Origin of the sequence: Thiohalocapsa sp. (assembly GCF_022340605.1) — a bacterium.
Classification (GTDB): Bacteria; Pseudomonadota; Gammaproteobacteria; order Chromatiales; family Chromatiaceae; genus Thiohalocapsa.
Map to the genome: position 1 here is coordinate 31630 of NZ_JAJDNQ010000047.1, position 18459 is coordinate 50088.

The 18459-nt window shown below is 68.9% G+C and carries 16 protein-coding genes and 1 pseudogene; 10 read left to right on the forward strand and 7 right to left on the reverse strand.

Features of this window, described 5'->3' with window-relative positions; genetic code table 11:
* Positions 1–54: 54 nt before the first annotated feature.
* A complete protein-coding gene (locus LJE69_RS06100) occupies positions 55–2130 on the reverse strand; it encodes an acyltransferase family protein (RefSeq protein WP_296922730.1) in 2076 nt (691 codons plus the stop codon).
* Between the two features lie 269 nt (positions 2131–2399).
* On the opposite strand from LJE69_RS06100, the gene LJE69_RS06105 reads away from it, so the two are divergent.
* The 7 genes and pseudogenes from LJE69_RS06105 (at position 2400) to LJE69_RS06135 (ending at position 7080) form a co-directional block, all read left to right on the forward strand.
* On the forward strand, positions 2400–3605 hold the full coding sequence (locus LJE69_RS06105) for an ABC transporter permease (protein ID WP_296922689.1): 1206 nt from the start codon (positions 2400–2402) through the stop codon (positions 3603–3605).
* A gap of 133 nt (positions 3606–3738) precedes the next feature.
* Entirely contained in the window at positions 3739–4947 is a 1209-nt protein-coding gene (locus LJE69_RS06110) for an ABC transporter permease (protein WP_296922692.1), read from the forward strand.
* A 1-nt stretch (position 4948) separates the two neighbouring features.
* A complete protein-coding gene (locus LJE69_RS06115) occupies positions 4949–5164 on the forward strand; it encodes a hypothetical protein (protein WP_296922694.1) in 216 nt (71 codons plus the stop codon).
* Between the two features lie 226 nt (positions 5165–5390).
* Positions 5391–6176 carry a hypothetical protein gene (locus tag LJE69_RS06120; protein ID WP_296922697.1) on the forward strand — a complete coding sequence of 262 codons (786 nt, stop codon included), beginning with the start codon at positions 5391–5393 and terminating at the stop codon, positions 6174–6176.
* 76 nt (positions 6177–6252) lie between these two features.
* Complete coding sequence (locus LJE69_RS06125) at positions 6253–6546, forward strand: hypothetical protein (RefSeq protein ID WP_296922699.1); 294 nt, start codon at positions 6253–6255, stop codon at positions 6544–6546.
* Positions 6543–6665: pseudogene (locus tag LJE69_RS20950) on the forward strand (Uma2 family endonuclease); the annotation flags it as partial. The gene LJE69_RS06125 and the pseudogene LJE69_RS20950, both read left to right, overlap by 4 nt.
* A 229-nt stretch (positions 6666–6894) precedes the next feature.
* Positions 6895–7080, forward strand: a complete 186-nt coding sequence (locus LJE69_RS06135) for a hypothetical protein (RefSeq protein ID WP_296922701.1) — start codon at positions 6895–6897, stop codon at positions 7078–7080.
* Between the two features lie 39 nt (positions 7081–7119).
* Here the strand turns inward: LJE69_RS06135 and LJE69_RS06140 are convergent, their stop codons facing one another.
* Genes LJE69_RS06140 through LJE69_RS06150 form a run of 3 tightly spaced genes read right to left on the reverse strand, consistent with a single transcriptional unit; the run spans position 7120 to position 9819 of the window.
* On the reverse strand, positions 7120–7374 hold the full coding sequence (locus tag LJE69_RS06140; RefSeq protein ID WP_296922704.1) for a type II toxin-antitoxin system Phd/YefM family antitoxin: 255 nt from the start codon (positions 7372–7374) through the stop codon (positions 7120–7122).
* A 25-nt stretch (positions 7375–7399) separates the two neighbouring features.
* Positions 7400–8818 (reverse strand): DUF58 domain-containing protein, encoded by a 1419-nt coding sequence (locus LJE69_RS06145; protein WP_296922706.1) that lies wholly within the window; start codon positions 8816–8818, stop codon positions 7400–7402.
* The gene (locus LJE69_RS06150; RefSeq protein ID WP_296922707.1) at positions 8818–9819 is read right to left on the reverse strand and encodes a MoxR family ATPase; all 1002 of its coding nucleotides are present in this window, start codon (positions 9817–9819) and stop codon (positions 8818–8820) included. The genes LJE69_RS06145 and LJE69_RS06150 overlap by 1 nt, the downstream gene beginning before the upstream one ends.
* A gap of 472 nt (positions 9820–10291) precedes the next feature.
* On the opposite strand from LJE69_RS06150, the gene prpB reads away from it, so the two are divergent.
* Positions 10292–11179, forward strand: coding sequence for a methylisocitrate lyase (prpB, locus tag LJE69_RS06155; protein ID WP_296922711.1), 888 nt, complete (start codon positions 10292–10294; stop codon positions 11177–11179).
* A gap of 361 nt (positions 11180–11540) precedes the next feature.
* Complete coding sequence (locus tag LJE69_RS06160) at positions 11541–12182, forward strand: TusE/DsrC/DsvC family sulfur relay protein (protein ID WP_296922713.1); 642 nt, start codon at positions 11541–11543, stop codon at positions 12180–12182.
* Between the two features lie 400 nt (positions 12183–12582).
* Here the strand turns inward: LJE69_RS06160 and zwf are convergent, their stop codons facing one another.
* The 3 genes from zwf to glgX form a co-directional block, all read right to left on the reverse strand.
* The gene (gene zwf, locus LJE69_RS06165) at positions 12583–14127 is read right to left on the reverse strand and encodes a glucose-6-phosphate dehydrogenase (protein WP_296922715.1); all 1545 of its coding nucleotides are present in this window, start codon (positions 14125–14127) and stop codon (positions 12583–12585) included.
* A 314-nt stretch (positions 14128–14441) separates the two neighbouring features.
* On the reverse strand, positions 14442–15455 hold the full coding sequence (gene gnd / locus LJE69_RS06170) for a phosphogluconate dehydrogenase (NAD(+)-dependent, decarboxylating) (RefSeq protein WP_296922718.1): 1014 nt from the start codon (positions 15453–15455) through the stop codon (positions 14442–14444).
* A 91-nt stretch (positions 15456–15546) separates the two neighbouring features.
* Positions 15547–17619: a glycogen debranching protein GlgX gene (gene glgX, locus LJE69_RS06175; protein WP_296922721.1), complete on the reverse strand. Its 2073-nt coding sequence runs from the start codon at positions 17617–17619 to the stop codon at positions 15547–15549.
* A gap of 262 nt (positions 17620–17881) precedes the next feature.
* Between glgX and LJE69_RS06180 the strand changes: the two genes are divergently transcribed.
* A partial coding sequence (locus LJE69_RS06180) for an NUDIX hydrolase (protein ID WP_296922724.1) occupies positions 17882–18459 on the forward strand: 578 nt, incomplete at its 3' end.

The following is an 18459-nucleotide window of genomic DNA, read 5'->3' on the forward strand; positions in this document are numbered from 1 at the left end:
GCGCAGCGCGAGCGGCGGCGTACGCGCCTTTTCTGATCGCTGGATGCGAGGCGGTCAGAGCCGTGTCTCGTTGTCCGAGATATCGCCAACCGTGCTTCCCACGTCGATCTCCCGGTCCCTCAGCAGTTCCCGAGCCAGGGGCTCCGCCAGCGTACGGCTGTAAGGCACCGACATGTGCGAGCTATCGCGGAAGAGGACCTGTCCAGCGCGCAACGAGCTGCATGGGGGCTGCGGACAAATGACATCGCCGAGATCGATCGTGCGGACGTTGCCGATTGCGGCTGACGCGTCACGCTCCACGTGCCAGACGTCGTCCTGATCCGGCGGGATCACATGCAGCACGCAGGCGTCCTCCGGGTCCTTGCCGCGCCAGCGCGCCATGGACAGGCAGCGCGGCGCGCTCAGATAGGGCCGTGGCGTGTCCCTGAGCAGGACAACCGAGCTGGCGGCGGACTCGAGCGCGGCCAGCGTGCGCTCGGTGGCGGCCTGCCATTGTTGCAGCATGGCCTCGTTCCCGCCGTAGACGTAGCGGTTGGAGTTCGTCACGATCACCGAGTCGGGGCGGATTGCCGCGATGCGCTCGATCGTCGCCGTCCGCCAGGCCGTGCACTCGGTATATTGGCGGCCGAGTGCGGGGTTATACAGTTCGTAGTCAACCGACGGGCAACCGGACTTTGTGAACGCGTACAATCGCCAGCGCCGGCTCTCCACCAACTCGCGCAGGGCGGGAAACCACTGCGCCGCGTGTGAATCACCGAACAGTACCAGCGTCATCGCGCCGTTGCGCTCCCCGAACAGGCACTCCGGTTGCTCCACGTCGAGAAAATCGGCGTGGCATCCGTCGTCGTAGACCGCGGGGACTCGTCGGTGCGCGTCCAGGAACAGTTGCTGCGCCGGCTCTTTGAGCGCCCGCGCGGCGAGACTCTGCACCCCGAGCGCGATTGCCGCGACGATTGCGGTCAGCATCGCCCCGGCGGCCAACCCGCGTGTCGCGCGGGCGGATAGACGTCGATTGAAGCGCACTGGGTTCTCGACGAGGACCGCGGTCAGCCACGCCAGAACAAATACGCCCGCGATGCTCAGCAGGCGTTCGTTCAACGACAACTCGCCGAGCCAAAGCATGGCGAAGATGAAGACCGGCCAGTGCCACAGGTACAGGGAATAGGAGAGGTCGCCGATGAACTGCATCGGGCGCAGCGCGAGAAAGGCACCGACCCCGCGCCCGCGTAGCCGATCCGTCTGCGCCCCTGCAATGATCAATGCTGCGCCCAGGACGGGCGCCAAGGCCGACCACCCGGGAAACGGCGTGCGCTTGCTATACACCAGGGCCGCGCCCATGACCATGACCAGCCCGAGGGTCCCCAGCGCGATGGAAAGCCGTGGCCCGATCGTGCGGCCATGCGCGAGCCAAAGCGCCAACAGGCCGCCGACGGCGAATTCCCACGCCCGGGTCGGCGAACCGAAGAACGCCCAAGGCTGGTTGTAGTCGGTGAGGAATACGGCGCCGGCGAGCGATACGACGATTGTCGCGCAGAAGGCCAGGAGCAGGCGGCGCGCGAAACCGGAGCGCGCACCCAGATGCAGGACGGCAAGCAGCAGGAACGGCCAAACCAGGTAGAACTGTTCTTCCACCGCCAGCGACCAGGTATGCAGCAACGGGTTCGCATCCGTATTCTCGGCCAGGTAGTCGGTGGATAGATGGGCAAACCAGAGATTGCTGAGATAGGCGGCGGTGGCGAGAGCGGAGCGCGAGAACTCCGTGAGCTCCAGCGGCGAGTATGCGTACCAGGCAACGGCGATGGTCGCCAACAGCACCAGCGACGCGGCCGGCAGCAACCGCCGCATCCGGCGGGCATAGAAGCCGCCCAGCGAGATGCCGCCGCTGCGCCCGATCTCGCGTAGCAACAGCCCGGTAATCAGGTAGCCGGAGATGACGAAAAAGACATCGACGCCGACGTACCCGCCTGGCAGCCCTGGCAGGCCGCTGTGATAGAACACCACGAGCATCACCGCGATGGCGCGCAGACCCTGGATCTCGGGCTGGTAATGGCTGGCCGGGGAAACGCTGTGCATGGACTTCAGGCGGGATGCTTTGCGGAAAGGTGGAACCCCGTCTGGTAAACAGCTCACTATCAATCATTCGGGCTGCCAGAGTCTATCCAGGATGCCGAGGGAATGACTGGCGGGCGTTCCCTGGCCCAGCATGGGAGAACCCGGGTGGCGAAATTCCCTGCTGACGCCTCGGCCAATCGATCCCGTGGTGGTTGGCGATCCCGACATCGGCGTCGGCGCCGCTTCGCCACCGGAGACAGCCGCATCATTGGCCGTGTCCGTGCACGACGCTTCGCGCCTCCGCTGCTGACGGCCGTCGCCGCGTCCACGTGTCCCGATCGAGGCTCATGCACCCCACCGACACCCTCACCAGCGCCGCCCGTGCCCTGACCGCGCACCTCACCCGCACCTGGCTGACGCTGACGGCGATGGCCTTCGCCACCGCGGCGGTGGTGCTGCTGTCGTCGCTGGGGGAGGGCGCGCGGCGCTACGTGCTGAACGAGTTCACGCAACTCGGCACGCATCTGCTGATCGTGCTGCCGGGACGCAACGAGACCGCCGGCGGCGCGCCACCGCTGCTCGGCGAGACGCCGCGGGACCTGACGCTGGATGACGCGCTGGCCCTGCTGCGCTCGCGCTATGTGGAGCGGGTCGCGCCCGTGTCCATCGGTGCCGCGGAGGTGTCCGTCGGCTCGCTGTCGCGGGAGGTGACCATCCTCGGCTCCACGACGGAATTCCTCGACGTGCGCCGGCTGGACATGGCCGCCGGGCGCTTCCTGCCGCCCGGGGACCCGGAGCGGGGCGCGCCGGTGGCGGTGATGGGGCAGACGCTGGCGCGGGAACTGTTCCGGGGCGCCAACCCCATCGGCCAGCGGGTGCGCATCGGCGACCGGCGCTTCCGGGTCATCGGGCTGCTGGCCGAGAGCGGCGTTTCGCTGGGCAGCAACTTGGCGGACGTCGCCTTGATCCCAGTGGCCAGCGCCCAGGCACTGTTCGACAACCCCGGCCTGTTCCGCGTGCTGGTGCAGGCGGGGGGGCGCGAGTCGCTCGACGTGGCCGCCGACGACCTCCGCCGCATCATCCGCGAGCGCCACGAGGGCGAGGACGACGTCACGGTCATCACCCAGGATGCCCTGCTCGGCACCTTCGACCGCATCCTCGGTGCCCTGACTCTGGCCGTCGCCGGCATCGCCGCCATCAGCCTCGCCGTCGCCGGCGTGCTGATCATGAACGTGATGCTCGTCTCCGTGTCCCAGCGCACTGCCGAGATCGGCCTGCTCAAGGCCCTTGGCGCCCGCCAGCGCGACGTGCTGGGGCTCTTCCTCACCGAGGCGCTGCTGCTCGCCGCCGCCGGCACCGCCGCCGGCATCGCGCTGGCCTATCTCGGTGTCTGGATCTTCAACGCGCAGTTCCCGGCGTTTCAGCTCGTGGTGCCGGCCTGGGCGCCGTTGGCGGCCGCCGCGGTCTCCATCGGCGCCGGGCTGGTGTTCGGGCTGCTGCCGGCGCGCCGCGCGGCGCGGCTCGATCCGGTACAAGCCTTGAATAGAGTTTGAAGTGCGCAGTGCGGGACCCCGTAGGTCGGGCTGAGGAACGAAGCCCGACACCGCGCGCGACCCTCTGCGCACGCCGTACCACGCACGACGCACTCCGCACTGAAAACCCTGGCAGTAGAGACGAGCGGGACAGATGCGCCTCAGAGATATCGCAACCTATACGCTCGGCGCTGTTCTGGCCCGCCGCGGCCGCAGCGCGCTGACGCTCTCAGGCATCGCCATCGGCGTCGCCGCGGTGGTGCTGCTGACGGCCATCGGCGAGGGCGTGCGCAGCTTTGTGCTGGCGGAGTTCACGCAGTTCGGCACCAACCTGATCGCCGTGAACCCGGGCAAGACGACCACCATGGGCATGTCCGGCGCCATGATCGCGAGCGTGCGGCCGCTGTCGCTGGACGATGCCGGCGCGCTGGAGCGGGTGCCGGATGTGGAGGCCGTGGTGGGCGTCGTGACCGGCAATGCGGCGGTGGAGGCGGGCGGGCGCAGCCGGCGCACCATGGTCTTCGGCGCCGGCCCCGAGGTGCCGGCCATCTGGGGCATGCGCCCGGCGCTGGGGCGCTTTCTGCCGCGGGATGGGGCTGGCCGGGCGGTGGCCGTGCTCGGCGCCAAGCTGAATCGCGAGCTCTTCCAGGGGGGAACCGGCGGGGGCGGGGCGGCGCTGGGCGAGCGCATCCGCATCGGCGGCGAGCCGTTCCGGGTCATCGGCGTCATGGCGCCCAAGGGGCAGATGCTGGGCTTCGACCTCGACGACACGGTGTATATCCCGGTGCAGCGCTCGCTGGCCATGTTCGACCGCGAGGGCCTGATGGAGATCGACCTGCTCTACGACCGCGACGCCGACAGCGCGGCGGTCGCCAAGCGGGTCAAGGAACTCTTGATCCGCCGCCACGGCCGCGAGGACTTCACCATCACCACCCAGGACCAGATGCTGGAGGTACTGGGCTCGGTGCTGGATGTGCTCACCGCCATCGTTGGCGGCCTCGGCGCCATCTCCCTGGTGGTGGGCGGCATCGGCATCCTCACCATCATGACCATCGCCGTGGCCGAGCGCCGCGCCGAGATCGGCCTGCTACGGGCGCTCGGCGCGAGCCGCGGGCAGATCCTGGCGCTGTTCCTGCTGGAGGCGACGCTGCTCGCCCTGCTCGGCGGCGCGGCGGGATTCCTGCTCGGCGCCGGCGGCGCCTGGCTCATCGGCGCCCTCGTGCCCGCGCTGCCGACCCGCACCGCCTGGGACTTCGTGCTGCTCGCCGAGGCCGCGGCCGGGCTCATTGGGCTGGCCGCCGGCGTGCTGCCGGCGCTGCGCGCCGCGGCGCTGGATCCGGTGGCCGCGTTGCATGAGGAGTAGCGTGCCGGGGGGCTTGCGTGCCGACCAGCTCCAGTACCAGATGACCGTGTATTTCGACGACGTGATGCCGGCCCGCGGGCCGGAATCGCTGAACAATGCCGGCGAGCTCTTCGCGACGCCGTTGCACGCCCATGCCGAGGCATCGCGAGGGACGGGCACCCTCGGGTGTCGGGATTTTTTCACATTTTCGCCGCCGCCATCCGCCATATCTATCTGATAAATAAAATACTATCTGATCTTGCTGCGGAGATCGCGGTGCGTGCAACAGTGTCAAGAAACTTTACATTCGCATAGGCGTGCGTGCACGGGATGCGCTTTCCTCGGAAAAATCTTACGCTTTGTCAGAGATATACAGGAGTGGCGCAGAATATGCATATCGGGCGGCGGCGCCAGGAACCCCTGAGCGCGGCAACTGCAATGCACGGATCTAGGAGAAAGCACCAATGGCACTGAAGACATGGCAGCGGATGACGGCAGCGGGGCTGCTGATGGTCGGCGGCGGTGCGCAGGCGGCGCTGGTGGCCTATCAAGCCAACGGCGCCGATCTAGTCTACGACGACGACTACACGCCGGTGGGGGCGTCCAGTCCGGGCCTGACCTGGACGGCGGACGCGAACCTGTTCAAGACCCAGTACGTCGCCGACAACACGGTGGTAGATCAGATCATCGCCGCGGTACCGACCGTCACCGACAGCAATGGCGATCACCCCGTCGTGGCGAGCGACTTCAACACGACCGATTGGCGCATGACCTGGAGGGGCGCGACGGCGTGGGTGGAGTGGCTCGGGATCATCGCGTACGGCGGCGCCGACGATTGGCGGCTGTGGTCGGCGTTGAACGATGATGGCAGCGGACCCTGTGGCCCGGCTTATGACTGCGCCGACAGTGAGGTGGGGCATCTGTTTTACGACGAGGGCAACCTGACCGCGCGCCAGAACATTACCTCCAGCATCACCCTGACCGGCATCTTCATGAATGTTCAGAATACCGGATACTGGTCCGGTACGGAGAGCTCGGCCTCTGGCGGGTGGTACTTCATCACCAGCGATGGCTCCCAGAGCTACACCAGTAAGGGCCTCCTGAACCACGCCTGGGCAGTTCGCCCCGGACAAATCACCGCCGCCGCCCCGCTGCCCGGCACGGCGGGGCTGATGGCTCTGGGGCTGCTGGGGCTCGGGGCCGGCCGGGTGGGGCGGCAGGCGATCCTGGTTATTCGGTCGTTCGGCTGATTCGGCCCGTCGAGGGGGCAGGGGGCATTCCCCCTGCTCGTGTGCGCAGCGTGCGTGATGTTCTGGCGCGGCGGCTATGGCACGCTACGAGCCTCTACCGATTTATAGGCAGGGGATGGACGTGGCGGCGCATTTCGAGAAGGTGGTCGCCGGCTTCGCCCGCTACCACAAATCCACGCTCGGCACGGGGCTGCGGAATAAGAGCCGGGAGACCGTCGCGCCGATCATCCGCGCCAACGCTGAGCGGGATAAGGCGCCCAAGCTGGTGGAGCTGCGCGGACGGTTGGACGAGCTGTTCATTTTGAGCCTCCTGACGACCTTGCGGGCTGGCGCAAAGAACGTTTGCCGAAGCGCCCATCCGGGATCATGACGGTGCTGCCGGACTGGGTGTGCGAGATTCTCTCCCCCGGCCACGAGCGCAAGGACACCATCACCCATTTCCTGCAGCTGCAACGTGCAGGCGTGCCCTACTACTGGATCATCGACCCCGGGGACTGGGTCCTGATCGTCTACGCGCTGCACGACGGCCGCTACCGCACCGTTTTTACGGCATCGAGGCCCTGTCCGACCTGCGCCCGAAGGACATTCGGCGCGACGCGGTCACCACGCGCGGTGAATACGCCACGGGCGGCATGCCCGAGTACTACATCCTTTCCCACCGCGCGAGCACCAGGCCTGCTACACCCTGGAGGCATCCAGCCGCTACGTGCCGCTGCCGGTGACCGACGGCAGCGTCCGCTCGCGAGTCCTGCCCGGCTGGACCGCGGCCGAGCAACGCGCCGAGGCGGAGGTCGCACGCGCCGAGGCCGAGGCCGCCGCGCGCCAGCGGGCCGAAGCGGAACTGGCTCGGTTGCGCGCGCGGATCGTGCGCTTCACCGTCTTTCGATCCTGGTGCTGCCGGTAGAGGTAATCCGATCAGGCTGCCGGCGCCCATGCGAGGCATCTATTCATCGACCAGCCGGTGCTCCTCGACGTCTCCGGCTCGATACTGGGCGATGGAGCGGGCGAGATGGGCGGCTTTGGCCGACGAGCGCAGCAGGTGCACCGTCTCCATCAGGCTGTTGAAGCTGGCCAGGGACATCACCACCGCCGACTCGGCATCTCGCCGGGTGATCAGGGTGTAGTCCGCGTCTTCTGCGACACGGTCGAGGACCTGCTTGAGCTGGTTGCGGGCGTCGGAGAAGGTGATGGTTTCCATGAGCGGAAGACGAGTGATCAAGGGGTCAGCGCAGGCGTGCCAGTGCCGGTGCCGGATCATCGGGGTCCACCGGGATCAGGTCGGCGGCGGTATGCGCGTCGCGGTCGGCGATCAGCAGCAGCGTCACCGGCAGCCCCGCCCGCCGCAGCGCCGCGACCAGCTCGCGGCGCGGCGCGTCCCAGCAAAGCAGCACGCACAGGCAGGCGCTCTGCTGCGTGGCGCGGTTGGCGATGGTGTCGGCGAGGTGCGCGAAGCCGGCCGCGGGCTGCGGCTCGATGCAGGCGAGCAGTTCCAGCATGGCGGCGGTGGAGAGCAGCCCGCGGCCGGCGGTGAGGATGCGCACGCCGCCAGCGTAAAGGATGAGGTCCAGCAGACCGTCGGGGCCGTTGGGGTGCTCGGCCAGTGGGGCGAGCAGGGAGGCGGCGACGGAGACGGCGGTCTCGAAGCGCGCCGGGTCGTCGCCGGGGGCGGGGCAGGTGTCCAGCAGCAACGCCTGGCGGCTGAAGTATTCGTCGCGGTATTCCTTGACCACCGGCTCGCCGCAGCGCGCCCAGGCCGCCCAGTGGATGTGGCGCGGGGAGTCGCCGGGCAGGTAGTCGCGCAGGCCCATGAATTCGCGCGAGTCGCCCCGGCTTGCGGCCAGCTCGATGCCGCCCGGCTGAAGCCGCCGGCGGCCGGGCGGGCGCAGGGTCGGCACCGGGAAGCGGCGCGGCAGCACCAGCACGCGGCCGGCGTTGGCGGCGATGCGCTCGCGGCGCATCAGGCCCAGCGGGTCGATGCGGCCGAGCACCAGACCGTCCAGGTGCAGCCAGCCGCGGCGGGTGGGCGTGAGGGCTAGTTCCAGCGCCAGCTCGCCGCTTGGGCCGATCGCGGGGAGCGGCGCCGGTGGCTGCGGCTCCGCGCCGCGAGCGCTGCGGATCAGCCACTCCCAGCGCGGATAGCCGAGCAGGCGCTCGAAGGGGTTGAGCCTCGCCTCCACCGGCGCGCGGTGGTCGAGGAAGGTGTTCAGGCTCGGGCGTGGGTCCGCCAGGCGCTCGTGCAGGCTGAGACCGGCCGCCGTTCGTCTGCCGGAGTTCCGCACCTGGACCCGGAAGCGGGCGGGCTCGCCGACGGCGGCGCGGCTCGGCAGCCGGCGCTGCACCTGGACCTTGGGCAGCGGCGTCAGGGTGCCGAGCCAGGCGACGAAGAGCAGCGCGGCGCCGAAGGCGAACGCCTGATGCGCGGCGCTGAGGCGGGTGTCGATGCCGACCAGACCGGCGGCGAAGGTGGCGGCCAGCACGCCCTGGCCGGCCGGCGTGAAGTGCCGGCGCAGCCAGTTCTGGCCGGCGCTGGCGATGCGCAGGTTGAGCCAGCTCCAGGCCTTGATGACGCGCTCGGGGCGTTCGGCGATGGACCGGCGTGGTCGCCGACCATCTTTGCCGGCGGGGGTCGCGCGCCGCTGCATCACTCCGGCGGCGGCACCGCGGCCAGGCAGTCGCGCACGACATCGGCGGCGCTGCGGCCGGCGTAGCGGGCGGCGGGGTCCAGGCCGAGTCGGTGGGCGATGACGGGTACGGCCAGCTCGCGTACCGGCTCCGGCGGCAGGTAGTCGAGGCCGTCGAACAGCGCCAGCGCCTGGCCGATCTGCATCAGCATCAGCGACGCCCGCGGGCTGGCGCCGAGCGCGACGCCCTCCTGCCGGCGGCTGGCCGCCACCAGCGCGACGATGTAGCGGCGCATGGGCTCGGCGACGCGCACCTGCCGCACCGCCCGGCGCAGCGCGAGGATGTCCGCGACGCCAGCGCAGGGTTGGAGCCGCGCCAGCGCGTGGCCGCCGCGCTGGTCGTCCAGCAGCGCGGCCTCCGCGGCCTCGCCGATATAGCCCAGCCCGAAGCGCAGCGCGAAGCGGTCCATCTGCGCCTCCGGCAGCGGGTAGGTGCCGTGCAGCTCGATGGGGTTCTGGGTGGCGATGACGAAAAACAGCTCGTCGAGCGGCCGCAGCTCGCCGTCCACGCTCACCTGCGCCTCGCCCATGGCCTCCAGCAGCGCCGCCTGGGTGCGCGGCGAGGCGCGGTTGATCTCATCCGCCAGCAGGATCTGCGTGAACACCGGACCGGGCCGGAAGTGGAAGGCGTGCCCGGACGGGTCGTAGACCGAGACGCCGAGGATGTCCGACGGCATCAGGTCCGGCGTGAACTGCACGCGCTTGAAGGTGCCGTGGATGGAGCGTGCCAGGGCCTTGGCGAGGGTGGTCTTGCCGGTGCCGGGCACGTCTTCCAGCAGCACGTGCCCGCCGACCGCCACGGCGGCCAGCAGCCAGCGGATGGCCTGCTCTTGGCCACGCATTACGCGCGTGAGGTTGTCCTGGAGGCGCTGGTGGATCTCGCGGGCGGTGGCCATCGCCTCGGCGGTGGCGTGCGGGGAGTCGGCCCGGCGCGCTGCGGCACCGGCGGCGGAGGCTGGCATGGCTGTGCTTGGGTTGCGGCTGGCGTTCGACGCAGTATAGCGGGCGACCTCATCGGCGGAGTTGTCGCGGTCGTCGGCTGAGAGGATGCGAAAACAACCTGTCGCGGCTCGATTCAACGCGGTCACCGCAGGTCAGGCTTAGGAACGAAGCCCGACACCGCGCGCGCCAACGCCCGATCGTCGGGCCTCCTACCGTCGGCCCGACCTACATTGCCGAGCTCCGTAGGTCGGGCCGACGTTCAGGCGGTTACATGCGGTGCGGTGTCGGGCGTCGTTTCCCAGCGCGACCCACGGGGCTTCTTGACGCGCTCTGAGCGCAGTCGATGTCGCGCGGCGCGCGGCACGGAGAAGTCCGCTCGCGCCAATGACAAGGATTGCCGTTCTTCCGGCCACCGATGGCGCCAAACAGGCTACAGTGTCAGGTTTGCGCGGCTGCCGTCCGCGCATCGCTCGCGCAACCCGGAGGTGACGGATGAGCAACCACGAGACCCCCGGCGCCAAGCTGCGCCGCGCCGTGCAGGAAGAGCGCCCATTGCAGGTCATCGGCGCCATCAACGCCTACCATGCCATGCTGGCCGCCCACACCGGCTACCGGGCCCTGTACATCTCCGGCGGCGGCGTCGCCGCGGGCTCCCTCGGCGTGCCGGACCTCGGCATCTCCAGCCTGGAGGACGTGCTGGTGGATGTGCGGCGCATCACGTACGCCTGCGACCTGCCGGTGCTGGTGGACGCGGACACCGGCTGGGGCGGCGCCTTCAACATCGCCCGCACCGTGCGCGAGCTGAACCGCGCCGGCGCCGCCGGCTGCCACATCGAGGACCAGGTCGCCGCCAAGCGCTGCGGCCACCGGCCCAACAAGGCCATCGTGCCGCTCGCGGAGATGGTGGACCGCATCAAGGCCGCCGTGGACGCCCGCCGCGACGATTTCGTCATCATGGCGCGCACCGATGCCATGGCCGTGGAGGGGATCGATGCCGCCATCGAGCGCGCCGCCGCCTGTGCCGAGGCCGGCGCGGACATGATCTTCCCGGAGGCGCTGACGGAGCTTGCGCAGTACGAGCGCTTCACCGCTGCCGTGGACGTGCCCGTGCTCGCCAACATCACCGAGTTCGGCGCCACGCCGCTGTTCACCACCAACGAGCTCGCCGGTGCCGGCGTGTCGCTGGTGCTCTATCCGCTCTCGGCCTTCCGCGCCATGAACAAGGCCGCGCTCGACGTCTACCAGGCCATCCGCAAGGGCGGTACCCAGGCCGGCGTCATCGATAGCATGCAGACCCGCGCCGAGCTTTACGAATACCTCGGCTACCACGCCTTTGAGCAGAAGCTCGACGAGCTGTTCGCGCGCGACGGCGAGGGCTGAGCCGGCCGGTGCGCCGGCTTCGGCCGGCAATGAAAGAACGCCGAGTGCAACTCGGCGCCCCCACGCGGCGCCCCCTGGGGGCGCCGAGTTGCACTCGGCCCGGCCGCCGCGAGGCGGCCTCATGCGACCCCACCCACCAAGACCGCCCGACACGGCTTGATCCGAGTCAAGGCCGGTACCCCGCACCAGTCGTATCTAAGTAACCCATACTCAAGACAGCGAGCACTGCCCGCTCGACCATTCCGCGAGCACCGCCACGCCGTCCCAGCGCGGGCTGTGCCGTGGTGGTGCCCCGGCAGCGGCGTCGATGCACCGGGCAGAGCGCGCAACCTGACGGCGAAGTAAGCCGGGGAGGGTTACGATGATTACGGTCAAGGTCTTCATGCGAGTCACCGGCGAGCCGCTGAAGCGCACGCCCGTGGTGCTGGAAGTGGATCCGGACGGCACGCGCACCGCGGCCGTGGACACCGACCGCGAAGGCCGCGCGCGTTTCCCGCTCGAGGCCGAGAGCGGCAAGGTGCTGGTCTCGGGCATCGAGCGCTACCACGGCCAGTTCGCCGACGAGATCCCCATTGGGCTCTGGTCGGTGGTGGAAAGCGCCGCCGCTACCGCCGGCCATCCAGGTGAATTCCCGAGCGGCAGCAATGCCTACAGCGACATGGCTACGCGCACGCTCGAGGTGGACGGCCGGCAGGTCGTCACCGACGGCGAAGGCTATCTGGTGGACCCATCCGATTGGAGCGAGGCCTTTGCGCGCGAGTTGGCCGCGGCCGAGGGGCTGACGCTCACGGCGCGCCACTGGGCCGTTATCCGCTTCCTGCGCGAGCATTACAGCCGCCACGGCAGCCAGGCCTCGGTACGCGACATGGTCAAGCACTTCCGCGCCCAATGGGGCCCGCAGGAGGGTGGCAGCGCGGCGCTGCACCGGTTGTTCCCGCGCGGCGGTCCGCAGAAGCAGGGCAATCGTCTGGCCGGGTTGCTGCGCACCAAGGGCGAGCATTGAGAGGAGCTGACTGAAAGTCGGCGCCGCCAGGGGGCACTAGCCGCTCGCTTGGCGGTAAGGCCCCGTCGCCGTCCGACGGCCGCCTGGGGGCGCCGAGTTCCACTTGGCTCGGCCGCCCGCCAGGCGGGCTCGTGCGATACAGGCGCTGGGCGTATTGGGTGGGTCTAGTGCAGCGCTTCTCCTGATTTTGCGTTCGTGGTCGTAAGCGTGGTCGTGGTCGGATACTCGACAACGACAACGACCACGTATTGCTCGCAACGCCGAAAACCAGCGGATCGTAGGTCGGGCTAGCGATAGCGTAACCCGACAATCAACGGCTTACTGAGGCCCAGCGTCGGGTTACGCTGCGCTAACCCGACCTACACCTAACGATACGCGGCCCTCGGCCCTCGGCCCTTCTTCATCGGTGTGCTTTTGGCACCTCGATCCGCCGCCAGATCCGCCCGTCGCGCTTGGGGAGGTCGCCGGCGGCGGCGGGGCCCCAGGTGCCGGCGGCGTAGTTGGGAAAGTCGCGCGGGGGCAGCGCGGCCCAGACGTCGAGCACCGACTGGACGATCTCCCAGCCCTTCTCCACGGTGTCGGCGTGCTTGAAGAGGGTGGCGTCGCCCTTCATGCAGTCGTAGATGAGGGTCTCGTAGCCGGTGGCGGGCTTGTTCCCGAAGTAGTCCTCGTAGCAGAAGTCCATGTTGACGGCGCCGATGCGCATGGTGGGCCCCGGAATCTTGGCGCCGAAGCTCATCTGGATGCCTTCGTTGGGCTGGATGCGCAGCACCAGCATGTCGGGCTCGATCTCGTCGACGTCCGTGTCTTTGAACATGATGGTCGGCGCCCGCTTGAATTGAATGGCGACCTCGGTGTACTGCGCGGTGAGCCGTTTGCCAGTGCGCAGATAGAAGGGCACGCCGGCCCAGCGCCAGTTGTCCATGCCGAGCTTGAGGGCGGCGAAGGTCTCGGTATGGGAGTGCGGGTCCACGCCGGGCGATGCGCGATAGGCCATCACCTGCTCGCCGTTGGGCATCTTGCCGGGGCCATACTGGCCACGCACGGCGTGGGTGAGCACGTCCTCGGGGGTCAGCGGCGTGATGGCGTCCAGCACCTTGTTGACCTCGTCGCGCAGCGCCGTGGCGTCGAAGGAGTTGGGCGGCTCCATGGCGAGGAAGCCGAGCAGCACCAGGAGATGATTCGGAATCATGTCGCGCATGGCGCCGGCCTCTTCGTAATAGGCGCCGCGGTGCTCGACGCCGACGGACTCGGCGACGGTGATCTGCACGTGGTCGATGTGCTGGCGGTTCCACAGCGGCTCGATGAAGCCGTTTGCGAAGCGGAACACCATGATGTTCTGGACGGTTTCCTTGCCCAGGTAATGGTCGATGCGGTAGATCTGCTCCTCGTCCAGGTTCCTGTGCAGGTGCTTGTTCAGCGCAATGGCGGACTCGAGGTCGTGGCCGAAGGGCTTTTCGATGATGATCCGGCGCCAGTCGTCCTCGGTCTGGTGCAGCAGTCCGACGTCGCCGAGGTGATCCGCCACCTGAGAGAACAGGCTGGGCGGGATGGCCATATAGAAGAGGTAGTTGCCGTCGGTGGCGCGCTCGGCATCGATGCGGCTCAGGCGCTCGCAGAGCCGTTCGTAGTCGGTGCCGTTCAGCATGTCGATCTTCATGTACTGGAGCCGCTCGGCGAGGCGGTGCCAGACGGCGTCGTCGAAGGCTTCGCCGACGTGGTCCTTGATCTTCTCCGCCATCAGGGAGCGGAAGGCGTCGTCGTCCATGTCCATCCGGTCGAGGCCGAGCATGACGAAGCCGTCCGGCAGCAGCCGAGCGTTGCACAGGTGATAGAGCGATGGCACCAGCTTGCGCTTGGTGAGGTCGCCGGCGGCGCCGAAGATGATCATGACATTCGGCGGCGCCGGTGCGGCCTCGGTGAAGTCGGTCTGCATCAGGGACATGCTGTGTCTCCTCGTGCGCTGCTGATTCCGGTCTGTGCGGTTGAGACAGTGTCAGGGCTTGCGGGAGCAGCACGCTCGGTGTGGGAACGGCACGCTCGGTGCCGCGACCGAGCGGCCGGCGCGCCGACGCGAGCAACTCCCGACCACCGCGGGATGATCGCGCCACAAAAGGCAGTGGCGCTCCCACAACACGCCCCGCGGGAGCGGCGCGCTCGGTGTGGGAGCGGCACGCTCGGTGCCGCGACCGAGCGGCCGCAAGAAGATCGCGCCACAAAAAGCAGTGGCGCTCCCACAAGTCTCGCTCCCCCGCCTCGCTACTCCGACTTCTCCTCATGCCCCCCGAACTGATAGCGCATCGCCGACAGCATCTTGTTGGCGAAGTCCGCCTCGCCGCGGGAGCTGAAGCGCTCGAACAGCGCGGCGGTGAGCAGCGGCGCCGGGGTGCCGGTGTCGATGGCGGCCTGGCAGGTCCAGCGGCCCTCGCCGGAGTCCGACACGCGCCCGCCGTAGCCGTCGAGCTCCTTGTCGTGCAGCAGCGCGATGGCCGTCAGGTCCAGCAGCCAGGAGGCGACGACGCTGCCGCGGCGCCAGACCTCCGCCACCTCGGCGACGTCGATGTCGAACTGGTAGTACTCGGGGTCCGCGAGCGGTGCCGTCTCGGCGTCGACTTCCTGATCCTGGCGGCCGATGCCGGCGTGCTTGAGGATGTTCAGGCCCTCGGCGTAGGCGCCCATCAGCGCGTACTCGATGCCGTTGTGCACCATCTTGACGAAGTGCCCGGCGCCGCTCGGGCCGCAGTGCAGATAGCCTTGCTCGGCGGGGCTTGGCTCGCCGCTGCGCCCGCGCGTGCGCTCGATGTCGCCGACGCCGGGTGCGAGTGTCTTGAAAATGGGGTCCAGGCGCTGCACGGCGCCGGCGTCGCCGCCGATCATCAGGCAGTAGCCGCGCTCCTTGCCCCAGACGCCGCCGGAGGTGCCGCAGTCCAGAAAGTGGACGCCGGCATCGCGCAGGGATGCCTGGTGGCGCATGTCCTCGCGGTAGTTGGAATTGCCGCCGTCGATGATGGTGTCGTCCGCTTCCAGGTGCGGGCGCAGGTCCGCGATGACCTTATCGACGACGGCCGCCGGCACCATGATCCACACCGACCGCGGCGCAGTGAGCTTGGCGCAGAGGTCTTGGACGCTGTCGGCGCCGGTGGCGCCGTCGTTCACCAGCGCCTGGACGCTGTCGGGGTTCGTGTCGTAAACGACGCAGTCGTGCCCGGCGGCCATGAGCCGCTGGACCATGTTGGCGCCCATGCGCCCGAGGCCGATCATGCCGAGTTGCATCTGCTCGCTCCTTCAGTTTGCGGGTGGTGACTGGCCATATGAGGCCGACGGGCTTGACCGCCAGTGCCGCGCGGGGCGGTCGATCGGCTTTTCAGCGGCCTTCCAGCACGACCACGCTGCGCGGGCCGACGCGATAGCGGCCGTCGTGCACCGCGGGCTGTTGCTCGGACTCCCGCACGGCGGGTTGGCTGGCGGTGTCCACTGCCAGGTACCAGCGGCGGCCATCCAGCGGGGGCAGCGCAAACTCCAGCGCCCGGTCCCACATGTTCAGCATCACGTGCAGGTGCGGCTCGTCGTCGGCAAGGCCCGCCAGCATAAACGCCAGCGATTGGGCGTTGCCGTCGTCCCAGCCGGGGTCGTGCAGCTTCACGCCGTGCCAGGTGATGTCCGGCGGGGCGCCCTCGCGGTCCGGCTTGCCGGTCAGGAAGCGCCGACGGCGCAGGGTGGGGTGCCGCTTGCGAAACGCGATCATGCCGCGGGTGAAGTCCAGCATGTCGCGGTTGTCGTCGACTTCTCGCCAGTCGATCCAGGACAGTTCGTTGTTCTGGCAGTAGGTGTTGTTGTTGCCCTGCTTGGTGCGCAGCAACTCGTCGCCGGCGAGCAACATCGGTACGCCCTGGCTCAGCAGCAGGATGGCCGTCAGGTTGCGCGCCTGGCGCTGGCGCAGTGCGAGGATTTCCGGGTCGTCCGTGGGCCCCTCGACGCCGCAGTTCCAGCTCAGGTTGTGATCATGGCCGTCGCGGTTGCCCTCACCGTTGGCCTCGTTGTGCTTCTCGTCGTAGGAGACCAGGTCCCACAGCGTGAAGCCGTCGTGGCAGGTAATGAAGTTGATGGAATTGGCCGGCAGCCGCCCGCGCGCCTCGTAGAGGTCGCTGGAGCCGGCGACGCGCGTCGCCAGGTGCTGGATCAGCCCCTTGTCGCCGCGCACGAAGGCGCGCACCACGTCCCGGTAGTGGCCGTTCCACTCCGCCCAGCGGAAGCCCGGGAAGTCGCCCACCTGGTAGAGCCCGGCGGCGTCCCAGGCCTCGGCGATGATGTGCGCGCGGCCCAGCTCCGGGGACAGCTCGATGGACCAGAGCACCGGCGCGTGGTTTTCCGGCGCGCCGTCCTCGCCGCGGGCCATGGCGCTGGCGAGGTCGAAGCGGAAGCCGTCCACATGCATGTCGTGCGCCCAGTAGTGCAGGCTCGCGATGAGGTAGCGGGTTACCAGCGGGTGGTTGCAGTTGACGGTGTTGCCGCAGCCGGTGTAATCGCGGTACCTGCGCCGGTCCTCAGCGTCCAGGTGGTAGAAGATCTCGTTGCCCATCCCCTTGAACGCGATGGTCGGCCCGTCCATGCCGCCTTCGGCGGTGTGGTTGTAGACCACGTCCAGGATCACGCCGATGCCGGCCCGGTGCAGGGCCTTCACCATGTCGCGGAACTCGTCCCGGGCGCGCGCCGGGTCGCAGGCGTAATGCGGGTGCGGGGCGAAGAAGCTGTGGGTGCTGTAGCCCCAGAAGTTGGCCAAGCCGAGCTCCGCGGTGTGCGGCGGCACGTCCTGCAGGTCATAGGCCATCACCGGCAGCAGCTCCACGTGCGTGATGCCGAGGTCTTGCAGGTATGGGATCTTCTCGACCAGGGCGCGGAAGGTGCCGGGATGGGGCGTGTCCGCGGACGGGTGCCGGGTGAAGCCGCCTACGTGCATCTCGTAGATGATGGCCTCGGTCAGCGGCACGTGCCGGTGCGTGTCGCCCTCCCAGTCGTAGTCGTCGCGCAGCAGCACCGAGCGCATGGCGGTGGCCAGGTTGTCGCCCGGCCTGGCCGCCGCGTCGCGATCCCAGAGCCGGTCGTCCACGGCCGTGCACCAGGGATCCAGCAGGAGTTTGTCGCGGTCGAAGCGACAGCCGCTCTCGGCCGTGTTGGTGGGGCCGTCCATGCGCCAGCCGTAGCAGGTGCCCTCCGGTAGGTTCTCCACCAGCACGTGCCAGAAGAAGAAGGTGCGGTGCACGCGCGGGTCGAGCGTGATCACCTGGAAGGGGTGCGGGCTCGCGGGTTGTTCGAACAGCAGCAGCTCCACCGCCGTCGCATGGCGCGAGAAGCAGCAGAAGTTGACGCCACCGTCGATGAAGGTGGCGCCGGTGAGGTCCCAGGTGCCGGGTTTGGTGTTGTAAGTGGGGGCGGGCATCGGCCTCTCCGAGGCGGCTTGAATGGCGGACATAATGGGGGGTTCCCCGCGGCCGCACCACCGCCGGCAGTGTCGTCACCGCCGGCATCACTGGCGGCGTGACCGCACTGGCCCCATGTTAAGCCCGGCGGCGAGCGATCGCATGTCCGTATGATGACCCTGTGCTCACGTTGATCCCATGGCCGGCCTGCGCCCGGAAGCGTCCAGATCCAGTCGCCCAGATCCAGCCGCCCAGACCCAGCAGAGAGGAGCAACCGCGACGATGAACTTCTGCAGCCACTGCGGCGAGGCCGTGACCCTGCGCGTACCGGAGGGCGACAACCTGCCGCGGTATGTTTGCGACGCCTGCGGGGCGGTGCACTACCAGAACCCGAAGATCGTCGTCGGCTGCATCCCAGAGTGGGAAGACCGCATCCTGCTCTGCAAGCGCGCCATCGAGCCGCGCTACGGGCTCTGGACCCTACCCGCGGGCTTCATGGAGAACGGCGAGACGGTGCAGCAGGGCGCCGCCCGCGAGACCCTGGAAGAGGCCCGCGCACAGGTTGCAGTCGGCGGCCTCTACACCCTGTTCAACCTGCCGCACATCAGCCAGGTCTATATGCTGTTCCGCGCCCGGCTCGAAACCCTGGACTTCGGCCCCGGCACCGAGAGTCTGGAGGTCAGCCTCATGCGCGAGGATGAGATCCCGTGGGAGCAGATCGCCTTTCCGGTCATCGGCGAATCGCTGAAGCTCTATTACCGCGACCGTGCCGCTGGCCGCTTTCGGCTGCGCACCGGCCACATCGAGCGCCTGCCTGGGCCTGAGCGGCGCTTTCGGACGCGGATCTACACCAACGACGA